General features: G+C 60.7%; 18 protein-coding genes. 11 read left to right on the forward strand and 7 right to left on the reverse strand.

The features are described 5' to 3' along the window. Nucleotides 1-3 precede the first annotated feature (3 nt). From ACT7DV_RS09285 to ACT7DV_RS09295, 3 genes are all read right to left on the reverse strand, one after another. Nucleotides 4-1,605: an aldehyde dehydrogenase (NADP(+)) gene (locus tag ACT7DV_RS09285; protein WP_444662031.1), complete on the reverse strand. Its 1,602-nt coding sequence runs from the start codon at nucleotides 1,603-1,605 to the stop codon at nucleotides 4-6. Between the two features lie 37 nt (nucleotides 1,606-1,642). After that, nucleotides 1,643-2,581, reverse strand: coding sequence for a 5-dehydro-4-deoxyglucarate dehydratase (gene kdgD / locus ACT7DV_RS09290; protein WP_444662032.1), 939 nt, complete (start codon nucleotides 2,579-2,581; stop codon nucleotides 1,643-1,645). 131 nt (nucleotides 2,582-2,712) lie between these two features. Further along, nucleotides 2,713-3,612: a LysR family transcriptional regulator gene (locus ACT7DV_RS09295; RefSeq protein WP_444662034.1), complete on the reverse strand. Its 900-nt coding sequence runs from the start codon at nucleotides 3,610-3,612 to the stop codon at nucleotides 2,713-2,715. Nucleotides 3,613-3,762: 150 nt separating this feature from the next. Here ACT7DV_RS09295 and ACT7DV_RS09300 point away from each other — a divergent pair, with 150 nt between their 5' ends. The 5 genes from ACT7DV_RS09300 (at nucleotide 3,763) to ACT7DV_RS09320 (ending at nucleotide 9,122) form a co-directional block, all read left to right on the forward strand. After that, nucleotides 3,763-4,764 (forward strand): Bug family tripartite tricarboxylate transporter substrate binding protein, encoded by a 1,002-nt coding sequence (locus tag ACT7DV_RS09300; protein WP_444662036.1) that lies wholly within the window; start codon nucleotides 3,763-3,765, stop codon nucleotides 4,762-4,764. A gap of 51 nt (nucleotides 4,765-4,815) precedes the next feature. Beyond that, nucleotides 4,816-5,388 carry a tripartite tricarboxylate transporter TctB family protein gene (locus tag ACT7DV_RS09305; protein WP_444662037.1) on the forward strand — a complete coding sequence of 191 codons (573 nt, stop codon included), beginning with the start codon at nucleotides 4,816-4,818 and terminating at the stop codon, nucleotides 5,386-5,388. A gap of 21 nt (nucleotides 5,389-5,409) precedes the next feature. Then, complete coding sequence (locus ACT7DV_RS09310; protein ID WP_444662038.1) at nucleotides 5,410-6,945, forward strand: tripartite tricarboxylate transporter permease; 1,536 nt, start codon at nucleotides 5,410-5,412, stop codon at nucleotides 6,943-6,945. Next, nucleotides 6,942-7,334 (forward strand): universal stress protein, encoded by a 393-nt coding sequence (locus tag ACT7DV_RS09315; protein WP_444662040.1) that lies wholly within the window; start codon nucleotides 6,942-6,944, stop codon nucleotides 7,332-7,334. Before ACT7DV_RS09310 ends, ACT7DV_RS09315 begins: the two co-directional genes overlap by 4 nt. Nucleotides 7,335-7,763: 429 nt before the next feature. Then, the gene (locus ACT7DV_RS09320; protein ID WP_444662041.1) at nucleotides 7,764-9,122 is read left to right on the forward strand and encodes a gluconate:H+ symporter; all 1,359 of its coding nucleotides are present in this window, start codon (nucleotides 7,764-7,766) and stop codon (nucleotides 9,120-9,122) included. Between the two features lie 65 nt (nucleotides 9,123-9,187). On the opposite strand, the gene ACT7DV_RS09325 is transcribed toward ACT7DV_RS09320, so the two are convergent. The 3 genes from ACT7DV_RS09325 to ACT7DV_RS09335 all read right to left on the reverse strand — a co-directional run bounded on the left by ACT7DV_RS09325 (nucleotide 9,188) and on the right by ACT7DV_RS09335 (nucleotide 12,258). Continuing rightward, complete coding sequence (locus ACT7DV_RS09325) at nucleotides 9,188-9,874, reverse strand: FadR/GntR family transcriptional regulator (RefSeq protein ID WP_444662043.1); 687 nt, start codon at nucleotides 9,872-9,874, stop codon at nucleotides 9,188-9,190. A gap of 70 nt (nucleotides 9,875-9,944) precedes the next feature. Beyond that, complete coding sequence (locus ACT7DV_RS09330) at nucleotides 9,945-11,078, reverse strand: L-talarate/galactarate dehydratase (RefSeq protein WP_028268726.1); 1,134 nt, start codon at nucleotides 11,076-11,078, stop codon at nucleotides 9,945-9,947. Between the two features lie 187 nt (nucleotides 11,079-11,265). After that, a complete protein-coding gene (locus tag ACT7DV_RS09335) occupies nucleotides 11,266-12,258 on the reverse strand; it encodes a 2-hydroxyacid dehydrogenase (protein ID WP_444662045.1) in 993 nt (330 codons plus the stop codon). Nucleotides 12,259-12,532: 274 nt separating this feature from the next. On the opposite strand from ACT7DV_RS09335, the gene ACT7DV_RS09340 reads away from it, so the two are divergent. From ACT7DV_RS09340 to ACT7DV_RS09365, 6 genes are read left to right on the forward strand one after another with little or no spacing between them, the layout of a single operon-like run. Beyond that, a complete protein-coding gene (locus ACT7DV_RS09340) occupies nucleotides 12,533-14,107 on the forward strand; it encodes an ABC transporter substrate-binding protein (RefSeq protein ID WP_444662047.1) in 1,575 nt (524 codons plus the stop codon). Nucleotides 14,108-14,133: 26 nt separating this feature from the next. Next, entirely contained in the window at nucleotides 14,134-15,168 is a 1,035-nt protein-coding gene (locus ACT7DV_RS09345; RefSeq protein ID WP_444662048.1) for an ABC transporter permease, read from the forward strand. 2 nt (nucleotides 15,169-15,170) lie between these two features. Beyond that, entirely contained in the window at nucleotides 15,171-16,160 is a 990-nt protein-coding gene (locus ACT7DV_RS09350; protein ID WP_444662050.1) for an ABC transporter permease, read from the forward strand. A gap of 2 nt (nucleotides 16,161-16,162) precedes the next feature. Continuing rightward, nucleotides 16,163-17,221: an ABC transporter ATP-binding protein gene (locus ACT7DV_RS09355; protein WP_444664822.1), complete on the forward strand. Its 1,059-nt coding sequence runs from the start codon at nucleotides 16,163-16,165 to the stop codon at nucleotides 17,219-17,221. Then, a complete protein-coding gene (locus ACT7DV_RS09360) occupies nucleotides 17,221-18,300 on the forward strand; it encodes an ABC transporter ATP-binding protein (RefSeq protein ID WP_444662051.1) in 1,080 nt (359 codons plus the stop codon). The genes ACT7DV_RS09355 and ACT7DV_RS09360 overlap by 1 nt, the downstream gene beginning before the upstream one ends. 26 nt (nucleotides 18,301-18,326) lie before the next feature. After that, on the forward strand, nucleotides 18,327-18,929 hold the full coding sequence (locus ACT7DV_RS09365; protein ID WP_444662053.1) for a dioxygenase family protein: 603 nt from the start codon (nucleotides 18,327-18,329) through the stop codon (nucleotides 18,927-18,929). A gap of 90 nt (nucleotides 18,930-19,019) precedes the next feature. Here the strand turns inward: ACT7DV_RS09365 and ACT7DV_RS09370 are convergent, their stop codons facing one another. Beyond that, nucleotides 19,020-20,963: a S8 family serine peptidase gene (locus ACT7DV_RS09370; protein ID WP_444662055.1), complete on the reverse strand. Its 1,944-nt coding sequence runs from the start codon at nucleotides 20,961-20,963 to the stop codon at nucleotides 19,020-19,022. Between the last annotated feature and the right edge of the window lie 329 nt (nucleotides 20,964-21,292).

Here is a 21,292-nt window from a genome sequence, read left to right on the forward strand (position 1 = left end):
GCGTTATTCTCCTGCAAGCTTCAGCGTGCCATCCACGCGACGATTCAAATTCCACGGGTTGTCGGTAGCCAGCGGCGCAGGCAACAGACCTTCCGGGAAGTTCTGGTAAGCCACTGGACGCAGGAAGCGCTCAATGGCCAAGGTGCCAACCGACGTTGTGTGAGGTGCCGAGGTGGCTGGGAATGGACCGCCGTGCACCATTGCGTCACCCACTTCAACACCGGTAGGCCAGCCATTGATCAGAATGCGTCCAGCCTTGGTTTCCAGAACCGGCAGCACCTGGGCCGCGAGCTGATGATCCGAGTCGTTGAGCTGCAAGGTGGCGGTGAGCTGCCCTTCCAGCTTGGACAAGGTGCTGACCAGTTCTTCGGAACTGTTGTAGCGGATCACGAGGGAAGCCGCGCCGAAGATTTCTTCTTGCAGGACAGGATTGGTCAGCAGCTGCTCAACACCGGAGGCGAAGATCACAGGCGCTGGAGCATTTTCGCTGGAACCTTCGGTACCGCGTCCGAGCAGTTCAACGCCGTCCTGCTTTTCCAGTGCCGAGACTCCTTCGGTCCATGCGTTGTAGATGCCTTCGGTCAGCATGGTCTGGCCAGCGCTGGACGCAGTGGCCGGGGCAATGGCCTTTACAAATGCATCGCCGGCGGCACCGGCAGGAACGAAGACCAGGCCGGGTGCGGTGCACAGCTGTCCCGAGGAACCGGTGACCGAGCCGAGGTAGGCCTTGGCATGTGTTTCAGGATCCTCCGAGAGCGCGCCCTCGAAGAAGATCACCGGGTTGATGGCGCTCATTTCGGCGTAGACCGGAATCGGTTCTGGACGGGCGGCGGCGGTAGCCATGAGCGCAGTACCACCGGAACGCGAACCGGTGAATCCAACAGCCTTGATCACCGGGTCAGCGACCAATGCCTGGCCGATCGAAGCACCGGGTCCGTAGACCAGGGAGAACACGCCTGGGTGCAGTCCGGCGTCGGCGACAGCTTGCGTGATGGCTTGGCCAACGATTTCGCTGGTGCCTGGATGCGCATTGTGGGCTTTGAAGACCACCGGGCAGCCGGCAGCCAATGCCGACGCGGTATCGCCACCGGCGGTGGAGAAGGCCAGCGGGAAGTTGGAGGCGCCGAAAACGGCGACCGGTCCCAGAGGAATCTTGCGCTGTCGGATATCCACGCGTGGCAATGGGGTGCGTTCAGGCAGTGCCGTGTCGATGCGCACGCCACGGAAGTCGCCCTGGCGAACTACCTTTGCGAACAAGCGCAGTTGACCCGTGGTGCGTCCGCGCTCGCCGGTCAACCGGGCTGCTGGCAGGCCGGTTTCGGCCATGGCGCGCTCTACCAGTTCCTCGCCGACGGCCTCGATGTTATCGGCGATGGCTTCGAGGAAAGCCGCATGCTTTTCTGGATCCAGCGCGCGGAAAGAATCGAATGCTTCAGCCGCTGCCGAGGTGGCGATCTTCAGCTGTTCGGTATCGATCAGGCTGTAGCCCGGTTCCAGCGGCTGGTTGGTGGCAGGGTTGAAACCGTTGACGGTTCGTCCGGTGCCAGTAATTCTTTCACCAGCGAGAATCGACTGCCCGGTAAGTTGCTCGGTGTTGGTAGTCATGGTGCTCCTTGCGATTCGAAAAATTGCCAGTTCAGTTCTAGAGTGCTGCGGCCGCAGGAACGATGCCTGCCTTCTGGATCAGTGCCGAGAGATCCGCGAGGTCTGCCTCGGTCAGATCCTGCAGTGGTGGGCGCACCGAGCCGGAGTCGCGGCCGATAGCCTTCAATCCGCCCTTGACGATGGATACGCCGTAGCCCTTTACGCGGTCGCGGATTTCCAGGTATGGCAAGACGAAGCGGTTCAGCTTCTCGTTGATGGCTACGCGGTCCTGAGCACGAACATCCTTATAGAAGTCCAGAGCGAATTCTGGGACGAAGTTGTACATGGCAGAGGAGTAGGTGCTCATGCCCAGCTGCAGCAGCGGCAAAGCGAAGGTCTCTGCGGTGGGCAGGCCGCCGAGGTAGAACAGGCGGTCGCCATTCTTGGCGTAGACCTTGGTGATCTGCTCGATGTCGCCTAGCGCGTCCTTGAAGCCGATGAAGTTTTCGTGATTGTCAGCAAGGCGTGCCACGGTGTCTGCCGAGTAGACGGCGTTGGCGCGGTTGTAGACGATGACGCCGGTCTTGGTCGAAGAGCAGATAGCCGAGACGTGCTGGTAGAGGCCTTCCTGGTCGCATTCGGTCAGGTATGGAGGCAACAGCAAGAGTCCTTCGGCGCCTGCAGCCTCAGCATCTTGGGCATTCTGGATGGCCTGCTTGGTGGAGCCACCAGCCGAGGCCAGCACTGGCACGCTGGAGCCTGCTTCCTCAACTGCCATGCGCACAACCTTGGACGCTTCCTGCGGAGTAAGGGTGAAACCTTCTCCGGTGCCGCCGGCGGCAAACAGGCCCGCGACATCGAAGCTCGACTGCCATGCCAGGTGCTTGCGGTAGGCTGCCTCATCGATTTCGAGGTTGGCGTCGAAAGCTGTGACTGGGAACGAAAGCAGCCCGTCCTTGAGCTTATTGGCAAGTTCGGCAGGGGTGTACTGGGCCATGAGAGGATTCCTTTGTTTCGTATCCCGCGTCCGGAGACAGCGGAAAAGAAGTGAGAGTTGATCAGCTATTACTCTCAGAGTAGGAACACCCGATGATGCCTGTCCAAGCCCATATTTGTATTGTTTGATACCTAGTCGGCATCATTGCCGTGAAGACTGCCTCTGACGATATTGACCAGGCGTTCCAGCGCAGGGTTTTTGGACGTCCGGCTCCAGATCGCATGCAGCTGCACGGGATCTTCGCGGACTTCGGGCAGGCGAAGATAGCTCACGCCGGGAACACCAAGGAGCTTGGCGCTCTCTGGAACGAAAGCAATGCCTCGCCCGGCTGACACCAGGGCGATCATGGTCAGGATCTGGCTCACGGTATGGCGCACGTTCTTGTGCTCGACATCGATCAAGCGCACCACGAGATCATAAAAATAGCGTGCTTTCGTCGGGGAATGCATGATCAGCGGTTCATCGCGCAAGTCCTCAAAAGTGATTTCATGCTTGGACTGTGCCAGTGGATGATTGGCCGGAACCGCCGCCACAAGCCCCTCAGAAAACAGGAGCGCCGATTCGAAGAGCGATTCATCAAACGGCGGGCGGGCCAGCCCTAAATCCAGGTCGCCATCGAGCAGCGCATCGACCTGTTCGCTGGTCACCATTTCGGAGAGTTCCACATGAACCTGCGGCATCTGGGCGGAAATCTCTCCTAGCAACGGTCCCAGCAGGCTGAATCCGGAAGCGGCGGTGAAGCCGATGCGCAATTCTCCCAGCTGTCCGGCGGCGATCCGCCGCGCGTTATCCGGAGCGCGTTCAGCGGCAATGACCAGGCGCCGGGCATCTTGCAAGAATGCCTGGCCTGCTGCGGTGAGCGAGACTCGGCGGTTATCGCGTTCCAATAATTCGACGCCCACCGTACGCTCAAGCTTCTGGATTTGGCGGCTCAACGGTGGCTGCGTCATATTCAGCCGCTCGGCCGCGCGACCGAAATGCAGTTCTTCTGCCACCGCAACAAAGCTTCTGGCTTGATCCAGAGTAAACATTCAATACCTTCCGGGAATCACTCCATGCATATTCAGCCTTGGACATGCATCACTTCTAGTTTCTAGGCTATATCCGGGACCAGCAAGGTGACTTACCTCACGCACGGTAATGATCCGGGTCGCACACACTCGAATCCGCAGGAGAAAATCATGAAAAACCGTATGACTCGTCGCACGATGCTCGCGCTGACCGCCACCGGTGCCGTCTTGGCATTGACCGCTTGCGGCGGAAACGTTGGAGCAGGAAGCAAGGAATCCAGCAGCTTCCCTTCCGGCCCGGTGACCATGACCGTGGGCCAGGCTCCGGGCGGATCAACGGATCTGATAGCCCGCGCTGCCGCTGAAGGCATGGCAGATTCTCTTGGCGTATCCATGCCAGTAGTAAATAAGGCCGGTGCCAATGGGGCATTGGCCACCAAGGAAGTCGCTGCCATGGAACCGGACGGCCAGAACCTGGTTCTGCTGAACGCGTCGCTGATCACCATTACTCCGCTGGCCGTTTCTGAAGAAGAAACCGTCTCGCTCGATGACCTGGATGTGCTGATGGGGCTGTCCCAGGATGACTACGTCATGGTTGCCAGCACTGCCTCAGGTATTAAGAGCATTGACGACATCAAGAAGAGCAAGAAGAAGCTGTCCTTCGGCACGACCGGCGTGGGGACCGGTTCGCAGCTGGCCCAGGAACTTCTGATGGCTCAGGCTGACATTGACGGAACCACGGTTCCCTTCGATTCCGGCTCACCGGCATTGACCGCGGTCATGGGGGACCAGGTTCAGGTGTCGACCATCCAGCTGGGCGAAGCGAAGCCGCAGATTGATGCCGGCAAGGTGACCCCGATTGTCGTCTTCTCCAAGGAACGCAACAAGTTCCTGCCTGATGTGCCAACGGCCATCGAATCCGGTTATGAAGTTCCGGTTTCCCAGTACCGCGCCATCGCCGCGCCTAAGGGCTTGAGCGACGAGGCCAAGGAGAAGCTCGTGGCTTCGATCAAGGACGCCACTGCGGCCGACAGCTACAAGTCGTTCAACGAAAAGAACATGCTGACCGCCCACGAGATCAGCGGCGAAGAAGTAGTTTCCGAATGGAAAGAGCTAGCTTCGACCTACAAGGAGCTCACCGACGAGCACGGGATCTCGCTCGCTGGCAAGTAGCCAACCGAGCCCGCATCGAGACGCGAAAGCGAGAATCTCAGGATGAAACTTATGGACGAGAAACGCGCGCGGCATGCTGCTGAAGCCAGCGTTGACGAAACCCAGGTGGCGCAGGCACCAGACATTGAAGAAGCGCTAACCCCTGAAGAGCTGGCCGCGCAGTGGGAAGCGGAGGCCGCGGAACCCGCTGGCCCGATTGCCAACTTGCTCTCCTCCTTGGTGGTCCTGGGCTTGGGCATCGCCGGCATGGTGCTCTCGGCCGGGCTCGGATTGGGGACCCCGTCCGAGCCCGCCGCAGGCATGTGGCCTTTTATCATTTCGCTTATTGCTTCCGTGATGGCGATCGCGCAGGTGATCGTCGGACGCCGTGGCGGCAAGGATGGGGAGAAGTTCAGCGCCCTGAGCTGGTATGCCGCGATCGGGTTCGGCACGCTGATCCTGATGGTGGTCCTCATGCCGGTCATCGGCTTCGAAATCCCGTCGTTATTGCTGTGCTTCGTGTGGATGCGTTGGCTGGGCGGTGAACGATGGAGGTCGGCCACGATCTATTCGATCTTGATCGTTCTCGCCTTCTACGCAATTTTCATCGCCGCCTTGGGCACCACGATCCCTCGACTTTTCTAAAGCACGTAAAGGCTTATTCGCATGGAATTCTTCGGACCGGTCCTAGACGGCTTCAATGTCGTTTTGGACCCTACAAACCTTCTGTACTGCCTGCTGGGCGTCGTGGTCGGCATGCTCATCGGCGTGCTGCCTGGCCTGGGGCCAGCGGCAACCATCGCCATCTTGCTGCCGATGACCTATGGCGTGGAACCAGTCACCGCCATCATCATGCTGGCCGGAATTTTCTACGGCGCGCAATACGGCGGAACCATCACTTCGGTACTGCTGCGACTGCCCGGCGAGGCAAGCTCCGTGGTAACCGTCTTCGACGGGTACGTGATGGCCAAGCAGGGCAGGGCGGGCGCCGCTTTGGGCATTGCCGCCATCGGTTCCTTCTTCGGCGCCACCATCTCGATCATCGGGTTGACCTTCCTGGCTCCGCTGGTGGCCAGCTTCGCGCTGGACTTCGGTCCACCGGAGTACACGGCCCTGGCAATGCTGGGTATCCTGCTGGTTGCGACCATCTCAGGCGGCACCAAGATCAAGGCCATCATCGCAGCAGCCGTTGGATTGTTCCTGGCGACGATTGGCCGTGACGGGTTTACCGGCGCCGAGCGCTTCACCTTCGGCAACCTGTCGTTGGCTGATGGGATCGACTTCGTGCCGATCGCAATGGGCTTGTTTGGCGTCGGCGAAATCCTTTACAACCTCGAGGAACGCCATCGAGCGGCCAACGCTCCGGTGAAGGTTTCTAACATCTGGCCTAAGCGCAAGGACATCAAAGAAGCATCCGGCGCGATAGGCCGTGGGTCCGTGCTCGGATTCTTCCTGGGCATTCTTCCCGGTGGCGGCGCAACCATTGCCTCATTGGCTTCCTATGCAATGGAGAAGAAGACCGCCAAGGACCCCACGCGTTTCGGCAAAGGCGCCATCGAGGGCGTGGCCGGCCCAGAGTCCGCCAACAATGCTGCTGCCACCAGCTCGTTCATTCCGCTGCTCACCTTGGGGATTCCCGCCAACGCCACCATGGCCATCATCTTCGGAGCCCTGCTGATTCAGGGCATTACGCCAGGTCCACAGCTGATCAGCAACGATCCGCAGCTGTTCTGGGGCGTGGTGAACTCGATGTACATCGGCAATATTCTCCTGCTGATCATGTCCATTCCGCTGATCGGCGTCTTTGTGAGGATTCTGCGTGTGCGTGCCGCGATCCTGGCGCCGATTACCGCGCTCATCACGATGCTCGGTGCCTACACCATCCGCAACTCGATGTTCGATGTGCTGCTCGTGGTGCTCTTTGGAGCTATCGGCTATCTGATGAAAAAGTTCGGGTTCGAACCAGGCCCGCTGGTACTGGCCTTCGTCTTGGGAAGCTTGCTTGAATCCAACCTGCGTCGTTCGCTGCTGGTTCTTGAAGGAGATCCGACAGGATTCTTCACCCGGCCGATCTCGGCCACCCTGCTGGTTCTGTTCATTGTCGTCGCCGTGTGGCCAATCATCAAGAGCGCCATTGACAAGCGGAAGAACTCTTCGCTGGCAGCCGCGGTTGCCGAAAACAAGGTAAAGGAAAATGCATGAGCATCATCGTCGGATACGTTCCTTCTAGTGTTGGCGAAGCCGCAGTCGCAGCAGCGATCAAGGAAGCAAAGCTGCGCGATGAGACACTGCTCATCGTCAACTCCTCGCGAGAGGGATCATTAGTGGACAAGAACACTGCCTCGGAAGTGGACCTGGCGCGAGTGCTGGATGCTGCGCTCAAGGCAGGGGTTCAAGCCCAAATCATTGAATCAACTTATCGAGACGACCTCACCGAGGAGTTCCTTGGCTTGGCCGACAAGCACCAGGTTTCGCTGATTGTCATCGGCCTGCGCCAACGCTCCCAAGTAGGCAAGTTCATCATGGGTTCACAGGCCCAACGGATCCTGCTGCAGGCAGAACACCCGGTGCTGGCGGTCAAGGCTTCCTAAGGGCACCTCAGCGGCTCGAAGACACCACTAGCAGGCCATGTTCCGCTCCTTTCAGGAGCGGGGCATGGCCTGCTTTTCCATGTCAAAACCACGATTGATACGTACGAAAAAACGGCCTGCCAGGCAGTGATGCTGGTCACAAAAATCCGACTCGCCAGCTCGAATTGATTGCCGCCTAAGCTGAACACCGTAGGGCGTGAATAGCGGATTTTCGGGGATGCCGGGCTGATTGATGGTGTCGAGGCAGGAGACTGATGCCAGCTGGGTATCAATGTATGCGGTTCGAGTCTTGGACGGGATGAATTGAACTCACTAACGTGATTGCTGGCACAAAGAGCTATGCGCCAGTTCACCTTTCCGAATTGCCTTTGCATCCCATCCAGTGCCTCGCATCTTTTCTTCCCGCAGCCCAGCAGATTGGAGTCACCTATGCCATTGCTCATTGTCGCGCTGGCTGTCGTTGTGCTGTTGATCCTCATGATGAGGTTCAAGCTCAACGGCTTTATCTCGCTCATTCTTGTCGCCACCCTCGTTGCCTTCTGGGCCGTAGCGACTGATTCGCTCACCTTCGATGGGCAACCTGCAGGAATCGCGGACATCCCGGAAATCATTGCCGAGGGCCTGGGCGGGCAGCTGGGCGGAACCGCCATCGTGATCGGCTTGGGCGCGATGATCGGTCGCGTCATGGGCGATGCCGGCGCAGCCCAGCGCATCGCGAAAAAGATCCTTGCGGTCTTCGGGGAACGCGGCGTGCAGTGGGCCATGGTTATTTCGGCCATGCTCATCGGCGTCACGATGTTCTACGAGGTGGCATTCGTCATCTTGGTTCCCGTGGCCTTCACCCTGGTGCGTGCCACGAAGGTGAACCTGCTGTGGGTCGGGCTGCCAATGTCGATCTCGCTGTCCACCATGCACTCATTCCTCCCGCCGCACCCTGGTCCAACGGCCGTGGCAGGCCTGTACAACGCTTCGGTCGGTCTCACGCTGGCCTATGGGCTGCTGATCGCCATTCCGGTGGGCATTGCCATTGCGATGACCTGGCCGCGCTTGCCCTTCGTGCGGAAGATGAATCCCCAGATGCCTGCGGGCCTGTTGGCTGAGAAGGAATTCAAAGATGAAGAGCTGCCATCCACGGCAATGTCCTTCATCGTCGCATTGCTGCCGATTGTGCTGATTGCCGGCTCCGAGGTGGCACGGATGTCGCTGCAGCTGAGCGAACCCGTTGGCAACGTCTTGAAGCTGCTGGGTTCGGCAGAAATAGCCTTGCTGATTGCCTTGATCGTTGCCATTATCGCTTTCGGGCCGATGAGCAATCGTTCCATGAACCAGGTCGCGAAATCCATGAGCGAGTCAGCCCGAGCCATGGCGATGATTCTCTTGGTCATCGGCGCTGGCGGCGCGTTCAAGGAAGTTCTGGTCTCGGCTGGAATCGCCGATTACATCGCGGAAACCACCTCGGGCTGGAATCTCAGCCCATTGATCCTGGCCTGGCTCATCGCCGTGATCCTCCGCATAGCCTTGGGATCGGCGACGGTCGCAGTCTCGACCGCGGCGGGCATTGCGGCGCCGTTGGTCGCAGCCACAGGAGCATCGCCGGAATTGATGGTTCTGGCCACAGCCTGCGGTTCCATCGCCTTTAGCCACGTGAACGATCCCGGCTTCTGGATGTTCAAAGAGTACTTCAACCTCAATGTCGGGCAGGCGCTCGCGGTGCGAACTACCTACACCACCACCCTGGCTATCCTGGGGCTGCTGGGGGTCTTATTGCTCAGCCAGTTCATTGGCTAACTTGCCAGATAGCGCTGTGTCCCGAACGGAATTCCGTTCGGGACACACTGCTATCTGCTGGCGTCCTACGCCTCGGCCTGCAGACGGGCCACGGAATTGGACAGGTGGAGTCTCATCGCGGCGGAAGCCAGCTGCGGATTGCCCGCTGCAATTGCCTGATGGATCGCCCGATGCTCTGCGGCAACTGAATCCAGCCTGCCTGAAGGCAAGGAGTCCGAGGAATCCAAGCGTCGGCGCGGCATGGCAATCATCGCGGGTCCAAAGCTTTGGACCGCCTGGCTGAAGTATGGATTCCCGGTGGCGCGAGCCACCGCCAAATGGAATTCGAAGTCGCAGTTCATGCTCACCGAAGCGTTGCCCAGCGAAGCCTCGAAACCTTGCAGGGCCGCATCCATAGCCGAAAGATCCTCCTCGGAAGCCTTCAGGGCAGCGCTGGCCGCGGCTTCCGTCTCGAATCCCACGCGGTATTCGATAAGTTGGCGACGCTCATCCAAGGTGCGAGGGATCAGCGTCTGGGATTCCGGGGAAGACTCCGGGGGAGGAGTCAGCGCAAAGCTGCCGGCGCCGCGGCGCGTGTAGATCAATCCTTCGGTCTGCAGCCGGGTGATGGCCTCGCGGACCACGGTGCGCGATACCCCGTGCGAAGCGATCAAGGTATTCTCGCTCGGCAGTTTTTCGCCCGCCGCAATGTCTCCGGAACTGATGCGTTCACGCAGGTGGTCAACCAGCGAAGAAGCCAAATTGGGTTTCATGCTCTGCATCCTTAAAGCATAAGTGCCGGTGACCGCCTGAAGCGGGCACCGGCACTGGTTCACTAGCTGGTTATGGTCGGCCGAATTCCACGGTGTCGGTGGTCCAAGCGCGAGCCTGGTCGCTGAAGGTGAAGCCCAGACCCGGACGGTCTGGCACGATCATACGGCCGTCCTTGGTTTCAAGGCGTTCGTTGAATAGCGGATCCAGCCAGTCGAAGTGCTCCACCCATGGCTCGCGTGGGTAGGTCGCCGCCAGGTGCAGGTGGATTTCCATGGCGAAGTGCGGCGCCAGATCCAAGCCAGCCTGATCCGCCAAAGTGGCCAGACGCAGGAACTGGGTGATGCCGCCAACGCGTGGTGCATCGGGCTGGATGATGTCGCAGGCGCGAGCGGCAATCAACCGCTCATGCTCGGCAACGGAAGCGAGCATTTCACCGGTGGCGATAGGGGTATCCAAGGCTGCGGCGAGTGCCGCGTGGCCCTCGGCGTCATAGGCATCCAGCGGCTCTTCGATCCAGACCAGGTCGAACTGCTCCAGCTTGCGGCCCATTCGCAGGGCAGTGGCGCGATCCCACTGCTGGTTGGCGTCCACCATCAGCGGTACGTCGTTGCCGATGTGTTCGCGCACTGCTGCGACGCGGCGAAGATCCTCTGCCGAGTCCGGCAGGCCGACCTTGATTTTGATGCCGCCGATTCCTTCTTCGATGGACTGGCTGGCGCGTTCCTTGACCTCTTCGATGGAGGCGTTGAGGAAGCCGCCGGAGGTGTTGTAGGTGCGCACCGAGTCGCGGTGCGAACCCAGGAACTTGGCCAGTGGCAGGCCTGCTCGCTTGGACTTCAGGTCGTAGAGCGCGATGTCCAGGGCGGCCAGTGCCTGGGTTGCCACGCCGGAGCGGCCCACGGAGGCGCCCGCCCACAAGAGCTTGGTATACAGCTTGGCGATGTCGTTAGGGTCCTCGCCGATCATTGTCTCGGCCACTTCCTTGGCGTGCGCATACTGGGCTGGCCCGCCTGCTCGCTTGGAGTAGGAGAACCCCATGCCCTCAAAACCCTGCTCCGTGGTGATTTCCGCGAAGAGGAAGACTACCTCGGTCATTGGCTTTTGGCGGCCGGTGAATACCTTGGCATCGGAGATGGGCGTGGCCAGCGGCAAGCGAGCGGTGGAGAGCTTGACGTGGCGGATGGCATCTGGAGTGTAGGTCATGGAAAGCATGCTCCTGGGAGTGGGGTGTTTGAGCTTCAAAACTTATAGTACAAGTTATCAACTTATCTAACAAGTAATTTTTCGATAGAAAACCAGATATCCATGTGCGTCGTCTCGTTGCGCAAATAATGCCCCGCTGATCTGGGTAATCCAGATCTGCGGGGCACGAGCTCCGGGGTGCGGAAGGCTAGGAAATTGGCGTGATCAGCTTCCGCTGCGTCAAATACGCCCGGAGATTCTCCAGGGTCAGCGACGCCATGTCTGCGCGTGTTTCCCGGGTGCCACTGCCGAGATGGGGCAGTAGCACGACGTTGTCCAGGTCCAATAGTTCGGAGGGAACCTGCGGCTCGTTTTCGAAGACATCCAATCCGGCTCCTGCGATTTCGCCGGAGCGCAGCGCCTCGACCAGAGCCTGTTCGTCAATGACGGTGCCTCGGGCGATGTTGATGATAAATCCCTGCGGACCCACCGCCGAGATGACTTCCCGGTTGACCAGTTTGGCCGACTGCGGGCCGCCGGCAGCTGCCACGATGAGCACCTCGGTCTCCGCCGCCAGCTGTGTGGCCGACGAGTGGTATTGGTAGCTCACTTCTGGCTTCTGATTGCGGTTGTGATAGTGGATTTCGCACCCAAAAGCTTCCAGCCGGGTGGTGATCGCCTGCCCGATGCGCCCCAGGCCGAGGATCCCGACCTTCTTGCCGCTGGCGCGCGTGGCCAACGGGAAATTCTGGCCGGAAGCCCACGAACCGTCGCGCACAAATCGCTCCGCCGCGCCCAAGGAGCGCAGGGTGGAAAGGTAGAGCCCCAGCGCAGTATCGGCCACGCAGTCGTTGAGCACATCAGGGGTGTTGCTAATGGCAATCCCTCGTTCAGCGGCCTGCTGGGTATCGGTCGCATCGTAGCCAACGCCGAAGTTGATGATGGCTTCCAGGTTTGGCAGCTGGGCCATCAGCTCGCTGTCGACGCCAAAGCGGCCGGAGCATACGGCAACGCGGATCTGCTCGCCGTGCGAGGCCAGCAATGCCGTGCGTTCCGCGCTCGAATCGGGCAGTACGAGGGTCGCAAATTCTTCCTTCAGGCTCTCGGCCACGGTGGGGCTGACCGGGCCAACGCGGAGGATCTGCTCTCCGGTGATCGGGGTGCTCTGTTCTTGCGCTGCGGCGCTGGTATGAGTGGGCATAACTGCATCGTAGGGAGCGCGATCAATTCACGTCCAACACGCAAATTAGATGAATCCATGCCCTTGAGGTATGGATGCCCCATTGCTCCCGGAATGTAGCGCAAGTCACATTTCACCTACCGTCCGGTACCTTCATGTCGGGCCCCGGCGGCGGTTGCAACCGGCCAACAAAACCTTGACCCGGCCCGGCGCGCGGTCAAGGCTGTGGATACGAACTTCTGCGGATTTCCCGCTTGATCCACCTTGCACATCGCACCGTCGCGAAGGAACCACAATGCACAACCGAATCGCTCGCTCCCGCCGCATCCCATTAGCCCTCGCCGCTTCTGCCCTGCTGGGCACCACCGCGCTGTCCGGCTGCTCCGTCGCCAACTCGGAAGAGGCAGCCTCCGGCGGATCCTCAGCTCCCAGCGACACCTTGCGCGTCGTGCTCCAGCAGGAGCCGCCGACCCTCGAAGCCTGCGAATCCAACCTGACCAGCACCGGGGTGGTCATCCGTTCCACCATCACCGAGCCGCTGATCGAAAGGAATCCCACCAGCGGCGAGCTGGAACCGAAGCTCGCTACCGAGTGGTCCAGCAAGGATGACAAGACCTGGACCCTGAAGCTCCGCGAAGGCGTCAAATTCCACGACGGCTCCGAGTTCACAGCGGCTGATGCCGTGGCTACCATCGACCGCGCGGTCAACTCCAAGCTCGGCTGCAACGTCGAAGGCTACGTCTTCGGCGATGCCGATTTGAAGCTCAAGGAAGTCGATGACTACACGGTTGAAGTCACCGCCGCGAAGAAGGATCCGATCCTTCCGCTGCGCCTGTCCTTCCTGGAGGTCGTGCCAGAGGAAACCTCGGCCACCGAAAAGGTGCGCGAGCCAATTGGCACCGGCCCCTACAAGCTGGATGACTGGCAGGCCGGACAGAGCATCAACGCCAGCGCCTTCGCGGACTACTGGGGGGAAGCACCTGAATTCCAGAAAGCCAACTACCAATGGCGTTCCGAAGGCAGCGTGCGCGCAGCCATGATCACCTCGGGCGAAGCTGATATCGCCACAGGCCTGAGCCCGGAAGACAACATCGGGGATCTGGGGGTTTCCTACCCGAATAATGAAACCGTCGCCCTGCGCATGCATGCCGATAAGGCTCCCTTCGACGACATCCGCATCCGCCGCGCGGTGAACTACGCCATCGACAAGGAATCCATTGTGGCCTCCCTCTACGGAGGACGCGACAAGGCCGCCGCCCAGCTGGTGCCCTCCGGCGTCGTAGGACATAGCGAGGATCTTCCGGTGTGGGAGTACAACGCGCAGAAGGCCAAGGACCTCGTCGCGGAGGCCAAGGCCGCCGGCACCGATGTCTCGGCACCGATCAACCTCGTCGTGCGCACCGCGCAGTTCCCGAAGATCCAGGAACTGGCCCAGGTGATCCAGGAACAGCTGACCCAGGCCGGATTGACCGTGAACCTGAAGATGCTCGAAACCAGCCAGCACCTGACCTACCAGGTCCGTCCCTTCCCCGCCAAGGAAGACGGAGCCATCATGCTCATGACCCAGCACGGCAACCAGGCCGGTGACGCGGCCTTCACCGTGGACCAGTACATGACCACCAACGGCGCCCAGTCGGCCTTCGGCACTCCGGAGCTGGACAAGCTGATCGCCCAGGCGGATGCCGCGACCGTTGACGACCGCCAGGCAGCATTCGAAAAGGTCTTCAAGTACCAGAATGACGAAGTCGTCCAGTTCGCGCACATCGCCCACCAGACCGGCATGCTCGGCATTTCCAAGGCAGTGGCCTACGAGCCGAACTCATCCAGCGGCGATGAGCTGCGCCTGGCTGAAGCCACCTCGGCCAAGTAAACAACGGCAACTGAAAGCACAGCATCATGCTTACCTATTTGCGTAAAAGGATTATCGCCTCGGCGCTGCCCTTGGTCGTGGTGATCATCGGCGTCTTCGCCCTGGCGAGAATGACCGGCAATCCGGCGGCGCTCTACCTGCCGCTGAACGCCACCGAAACGATGCGCGAGGAATTCGCGGCGCGCAACGGACTGGACCAGCCGATCCTCGTGCAGATGGCCCAATACTTCGGCGGGATCTTCCGCCTGGATTTCGGAACCTCCATGCGCACCGGCCAGGATGCCGCCGAGATGGCCTTGCGGGCCTTCCCGGCCACCTTGCAACTGGCCGGCACCACGATGGCCATCGCCATTCTGCTGGCGGTCGTGGTCGGTTCAGCCGCCGCGATGAAGCCCAATGGGATCCTTGATCGCTGCAGCTCCTTCCTCTCCATGACCGCCGCCTCCATCCCGGATTTCTGGCTGGCGATCGTGGGCATCTGGGTCTTCGCGATCACCCTGGGCTGGGTCCCGACCTCCGGCGTTGCCGGTGCGGCGGCCTGGTTCCTGCCGGTCGCCACCTTGGTGATGCGCCCCTTCGGCACCCTGGTGCAGGTCATCCGCGGAGCCATGGTCTCGGCCCTGTCCGAGCCCTATATCAAGCTGGCCCGATCCAAGGGCGCCACCGAATACCGGGTCATCGGGCAGCACGCGCTGCGCAATGCCGCAGCTCCAGGGCTGACCGTTGCCGGCGACCTGACCGTTGGACTGGTCAACGGCGCCGTAGTGGTGGAAACGATCTTCGGCTGGCCGGGCATTGGCAAGCTGATGATCGATTCGATCCTGCAGCGGGATTTCGCGGTGCTCCAAGCCTGCGTCCTGCTCACCGCGGTGGCGATCTTCATCCTGAATATCCTGATCGACCTGGGCTACGCGTTGCTCGATCCACGCGTGCGGCCAAGCGCCGGAGCGCGCAAGCGCCGCAAGGCCCGTGCCGTCCAAGGCCCTACGCAGGGATCCGATCAGCAAACGCCACAGCTGGCAGCCGTATCCATGGCCGCCGATAGCCCAAGGGGGAACTAGTGATGGCATCACTTGAACAGGCCGCGCCAGCAGCCAAGGCCGCAAAAGCCAAAGACGGCCGGGTCTCGATGTTCACCATGCTGCTGCGTGACCGCTTCGCCGCCGTGGCCGCGGTCTTCCTCGCGTTGGTGGTATTGACCGCGATTTTCGGTCCAGCGGTGATGGGTGAGCGCGCGACAGCGCAGAATCTGATGTTCATGAACAAGGCGCCCTTCGATCCAGCCAACGGCTGGCTGTACATCCTGGGCTCCGATTCACTCGGACGCTCGGTGCTCGCCCGCATGGTGGTCGCCACCCAGACCACCCTCCTGGTTGCGGTGCCTGCGGTGCTGGTGGCTTTGATCGTCGGCTCGCTGTGGGGCGTCTGGGCCGGATACCACCGGGGCCGGCGCGAAGCGGCATCGATGCGCATCGCCGACATCATCATGTCCTTCCCGTCGCTGCTTCTGGCAGTGGTGGTGCTCTTCGTCTTCAGCCCTTCGGCCGCGAATATCGTGCTGATCCTGGCGATTACCCGCATCCCCATCTACCTGCGTACCGCCAGGGCTGAATCCGCAGAACTGCAGTCGCGCACCTTTGTCGATGCCGCCCGCACCTTCGGCACCAAGCCCAACGCGATCATCCTGCGCCACGTGATCCCGGTGGTCACGCCAACCCTGCTGACCCTGGCCACGCTGGAATTCTGCTTTGTCATGCTCGCCGAATCCTCGCTGTCCTTCCTCGGCATCGGCATCCAGCCGCCGGATGTTTCCTGGGGCCTGATGGTGGCGCAGGGACGCCAATACCTGCAGACCGCATGGTGGCTGTCCATCCTTCCGGGCCTTGCCATCGTGCTCACCGCGGTGGCTGCCAATGTGCTGGCCGCCTGGATGCGCATCGCCACCGACCCTGCCCAGCGCTGGCGGCTGGAACTGGATCGCAAGAGCACCAAGGCCTTTGAGAAAGCCACCCGCCAGGCGGCCAAAATGCAGGCCAAGAAAGGCAATGACTGATGATGACCGAAATGCTGGAACCAGTGTCCAACAAGCAGCCGCAGGATGAAGCGGTACTGCAGGTCCAAGGCTTGGACGTAGATATCCGCACCCCGAAGGGGACCGTGCGCGTGGTCAGCAACGTCGGGTTCAGCGCTCGCCGTGGCAAGACCCTGGCCTTGCTGGGTGAATCCGGTTGCGGGAAATCCATGACGGCCAAGGCCATTGCCGGGCTCCTCGATCCGGTGGCTTCCGTTGCCGGCGGCAAGGCCTACCTGGATTCGCGGGACTTGTTCTCCATGAACGGCAAGCAGCGTCGCGCGGTGGCCGGCGAGGGCCTGGGCATTGTTTTCCAGGATGCGTTGGCGGCCTTGAACCCGGTGTACACCATCGGCACCCAGCTTGGCGAAGCCTTCAGGATCCATCGCGGTGCCAGCAAGAAGCAGGCCAAGTCCGAGGCCATCGAGCTGATGCGCCGCGTGGGCATCCCGGAGCCGGAAACCCGCGTTAACTCCTACCCGCACCAGTTCTCCGGCGGCATGCGCCAGCGCATCCTGATCGCGATGGCAGTTGCGCTGAGCCCCAAATTGCTGATTGCCGATGAACCCACGACGGCCCTCGACGTGACGGTCCAAGCCCAGATCATGCAGCTGCTGCGCAACCTGCGCAGCGAGGAGCAGATGGCCGTGGTGCTCATTACCCACGACTTGGCGGTGGTCGCCGAAGAAGCCGACGACGTGTGCGTGATGTATGCCGGCAACGTGGTGGAACAGGGCAGCGTTGACACGGTGTTCACGCAGCCAACGCACCCGTATACCAAAGGGCTTTTGTCCTCGGTGCCTGCCGATGCGCAACGCGGCGAGGGGCTGTCCTCTATTCCGGGCAGCCCGCCGGAGTTGAGCCAGATCCCTGCCGGGTGCGTCTACCAGGACCGTTGCCCGCTGGCTTCGGCGATCTGCCGTGAACAGCGCCCGGCATTGCGTGAAACCGGCCCCGGGCAGCGCGCCGCCTGCCACTTCGCCGAGCAGGTATCAACGATGCAATCCAACGATGAAGCAGCTAACGGACAGGATGCGCACTGATGAGTATCGAGACACAGACCGAACTTGAACGCACTGTTCTCGAAGTCCAGGATCTGGCCAAGACCTTCCATGTGGCCTCGGGCAGCTCCGGGACCCGCGAACTGAAGGCCCTGGATGGGATCAACCTGAGCGTCAAGCGCGGCGAAACCCTGGGGCTGGTGGGGGAGTCCGGTTGCGGAAAGTCCACCTTGGCTCGGACGCTGATGATGCTGGAACAACCCGATGGCGGAACGGTTCGCTTTGACAGGCAAGATCCATTCGCGCTGCGGGGCAAGTCCTTGCGCGCCTGGCGCCGCCGGGTACAGATGGTCTTCCAGGATCCATTTGCCTCGCTCAATGCGCGGATGACGGCAGGGCAAATCATCACCGAGCCCTTCGCGACCCATAAGGACCTGTACCCTACGGCCGCCGCCCGGAAGCAGCGGTTGAAGGAGCTGCTTGAGCTGGTCGGGCTGCGCGCCAGCGATGCGGACAAGTCGCCGCAGGAATTTTCAGGTGGCCAGCGCCAGCGTATCGGCATTGCCCGCGCCTTGGCTTTAGGGCCAGACCTGGTCATCTTGGATGAACCGGTGTCCGCCTTGGACTTGTCGGTTCAGGCGCAGGTGCTGAACTTGCTCAATGATCTCCAGCAGCAGCTGGGAGTCAGCTATTTGTTCATCTCCCATGATCTATCGGTTGTTCGCCATGTGACTGATCGAGTCGCGGTGATGTATTTGGGGCGCATTATCGAGACGGGTTCCACGCAGCAGGTTTTTGATTCGCCGTTGCATCCGTATACGGCATCGTTGATGTCGGCCTCGCCCAAGCTGGATCCCGCCTTGAGGCCGAAGAATCGCATTGTGCTCCAAGGCGAATTGCCTTCGCCGCTAGATCCGCCCTCGGGCTGCCGCTTCCGTACCAGGTGCTGGAAAGCGCAACCGATTTGTTCTGTTGAGCGGCCCGATAACCGTGTGCGCGCTGCTGATGGAGCGATCTCGCTGGGGATGCCTTCAATTGGCCGGAGCGAAGAACAACAGATTGCCGAATGCCACTTCCCGGTTCAATCGGCGGCCGAGGCCGGGTTGGCGGTGAACGCCTAGCGCTGGAGCGGGGACCGGAATGCGCTATGTCTAATTTAATGGATGTTTCAAGTAATTGTCGTTGCCTTGGAGGCACGGCACAGCAGACAGGTGCACCGCCGGTCCGCTTCCTCAGCCGCCGCGCACCGTCGCCGGCCGAGGATCAGCGCTTGACCCGGGAACTGGCTAGTTGGTCGGGGGCATTTGAGAAGCCGAAAGAATTCTTGATGACCTCGGCCCACTGGGAAAACGCCCCGGTCATGCTGAATGCAACGCAAGATAAGAATGGAAAAGTTGATGGCTTTTGGGGATTCGACCAGAACCATAGAGCCTGGGTTCCGCTGAAGGAGGTGTTCCCGGACACCGATGTTCCAGCGGTGCAGATGGCCCTGCCGACCTTGGAACCCACGGGCCCGATCGAACTAAGCAGGAGCCTGGCGCCGCTGCGTGACCGCGGGACGCTGATTGCCGGTTCGGGATTCACCAGTCATAACCTGCGTTGGTCCAACCCGGCCGCCCGTGAAGCGCATCAGCGCTCTGAGCACCGTTATATATGGCACTCGGCGCGGCCTACGCATCGGGCAGAATCGAGGCTAAGGCAGCCATCGATGGTTTCTGGTTCGGGCTCTCGAAGCGCTCGTGGATCCTGAGCTAATCGGCGAGTGTTGTTCCTGGCACGCAAAAAGTGAAGCCGGCGAGCGCCGGCTTCACTTTTTGCGGGTAGCTATCCGCTGAACAGGCTAGCTAGTGGATACCGAAGTATCGTCAATGCGGAAAGTGGTCGCCAGTGAGCTATCCTCGACGCCCTTGAACCGAAGCGTGATGGTCTTGCCGCGGTAGTTGTTCAGATCAACGCTCTGCTGCTCGTAGGTCGAGTTGGCGTCGAGGTTGGACCATGAACCAATGTTGTAGGTTGAAGAACCGTCGAGTACCTGCACCGTCAGCTTGTCGTACTGGGTCGAGGAAGTGGTCTCGTTGGTCAGTACCCGAAGGTGGAACTTCAGCTGCGCGGCAGTGGCATTCGAAGGAATGGCGACGTTCTGATCCAGGGTGTAGGTGCTGGAGTAGCCCCAGCCGTTCAGTCCGGCCAGCCCGTTGCCCGAGCGAGCCGCGGTGCCGGTTTCGAAGGCATCGGTGTGATTGGCGGTCCATGATTCGCCGCCATTTTCAAAGCCTGGGTTCTTCAGCAGGTTGCCGCTTGGCTCCGGGGTTGGTTCCGGGGTGGTTCCGCCCAAAGCGGTCATGATCTTGGTGGCGTCAATCAATCCAGCGCCACAGCCGATGCTGCAGCCGCCAGGCATTGGGCGGCTTCCGTTCTTGAGCGCGGTTTCCACCTGGGCAGGTGACATGGAAGGGCTGTCCGATTTCATCAGTGCCACCATGCCGGCAACATGCGGAGTAGCCATCGAGGTGCCTTGGTAGAAAGCGTAGCCCTGGCTGGATGGAGTGGTGGTGCCGGTGTTGATGGTCGAGAGGATTCCCTGGCCTGCATAGCGGGTATCGCCGCCAGGCGCGGTGACATCAATGGCTGAGCCATAGTTCGTGTAGTACGAAGGTGCGCCGGAGGGGTTGCTGGCCGCTACAGTGATCACGTTATTGCAGTTGGCGGGCCTGGAGTTCGAGGCGTTCTGGCTTTCGTTGCCTGCCGCGACGACGACCGAAGTTCCGCGGGAAACAGCCGCGTCAATGGCTGCCTGATAGGTGGTGCCGCAGGCTCCGCCTCCGCCTAGAGACATGTTGATGGTGTCGGCTGGGGTGGCGTTGGCAGGAATGTTCGGAACGCTGCCGCCGGAGGCCCAGACGATCGCGTCAGCGATATCGGAGAGGCTGCCGCCGCATTTGGCCAGGACGCGTACCGGTTGTATTTTGGCGTTCGGGGCAACGCCGGCGACACCGCTGGAATTGCCCGTGACGGCCGCAACTGTGCCTGCTACGTGGGTGCCATGCCAGGAGGAGTTTCCTGAAGAGTTGTCACCGCATTCGCCAGCGGAGTACCAGTCGCCCTCGTCCTGCGGGTTGGCGTCGCGGCCATTGCCATCCCGGGCGGAGGTTGAGCTGGAGACGAAGTCGTAACCGGAAATGACGTTGGAATTCAGGTCAGTGTGCGAAGTGATCCCGGTATCCAGGACGGCGACAACGCTTCCGGAGCCGGTGGCGACGTCCCATGCCGAGGGAAGGCGCATGCCGTTGGTTCCGTGGAAGTCCCATTGCTCGCCGTAGCGGGTGTCGTCTGGGGTCATGGAGATTTTCATGATGGCATCAGGTTCAACCGCTTCAACAAGCCCGGACTTGGCAATTTCTGCCATGAATTCCTCGGCTCCGGCACCCTTGAGTTTCTTGTCTGCCTTGACCACGTAACCACCGGTGGCCATGGCCCTCAGCTCTTTGACGGAGACTCCGGCCTCCTTGGCGGCTTTTCCCCAAGCTTTCGCGCGACCCGATTTATCGGCGCTTTGGGTGGACGCCTTGTAGGTGACGATGAATTGGTCGTAGGACTCGCCGGATTCCACAGAACCAATCTTGGCGCTGGCCTCATTGGCCGGGGCGGGAGTGGTTTTTTCGGCCGGAGCAGTCACCGGCGCCGCCGAGGCGGGCAATGCGCCAGCACCGAGGCCGGCGAGTCCGATCATGACCGCAGCTGAGGCGGCTATCGACCGGGAGAGGGGGGTAGAAAAACGTGCCATTGAAGTTCTCCTTGTTGGGTTTTGGGCACACAAAATTCGGTGATCAAGCGAAATGGGGTGTGCCGATATGGAGCGTAGCGGTACTACTATCCCGAGCGGAAGTAGTTATCAAATAAATCTTTTATATTCGCTCATGTACTAAAAAGTTGTTTCATATCTTTGCTCAGTGGAACCCCAGGGCTTTTGCGGGTTTGCGAAATGAATGTCGGTTACCTAGGGGATTGAATTGGAAAAATTTTCAGATTCATTCTGACCACTGTAAACGTGTAGCCTATTACCCGAAGTCATGGAACTTATCCCTCTGGGAGGTAGAGGGTGGTGAGGCAGGA

This window comes from Glutamicibacter sp. TV12E (assembly GCF_052441935.1).
GTDB lineage: Bacteria > Actinomycetota > Actinomycetes > Actinomycetales > Micrococcaceae > Glutamicibacter.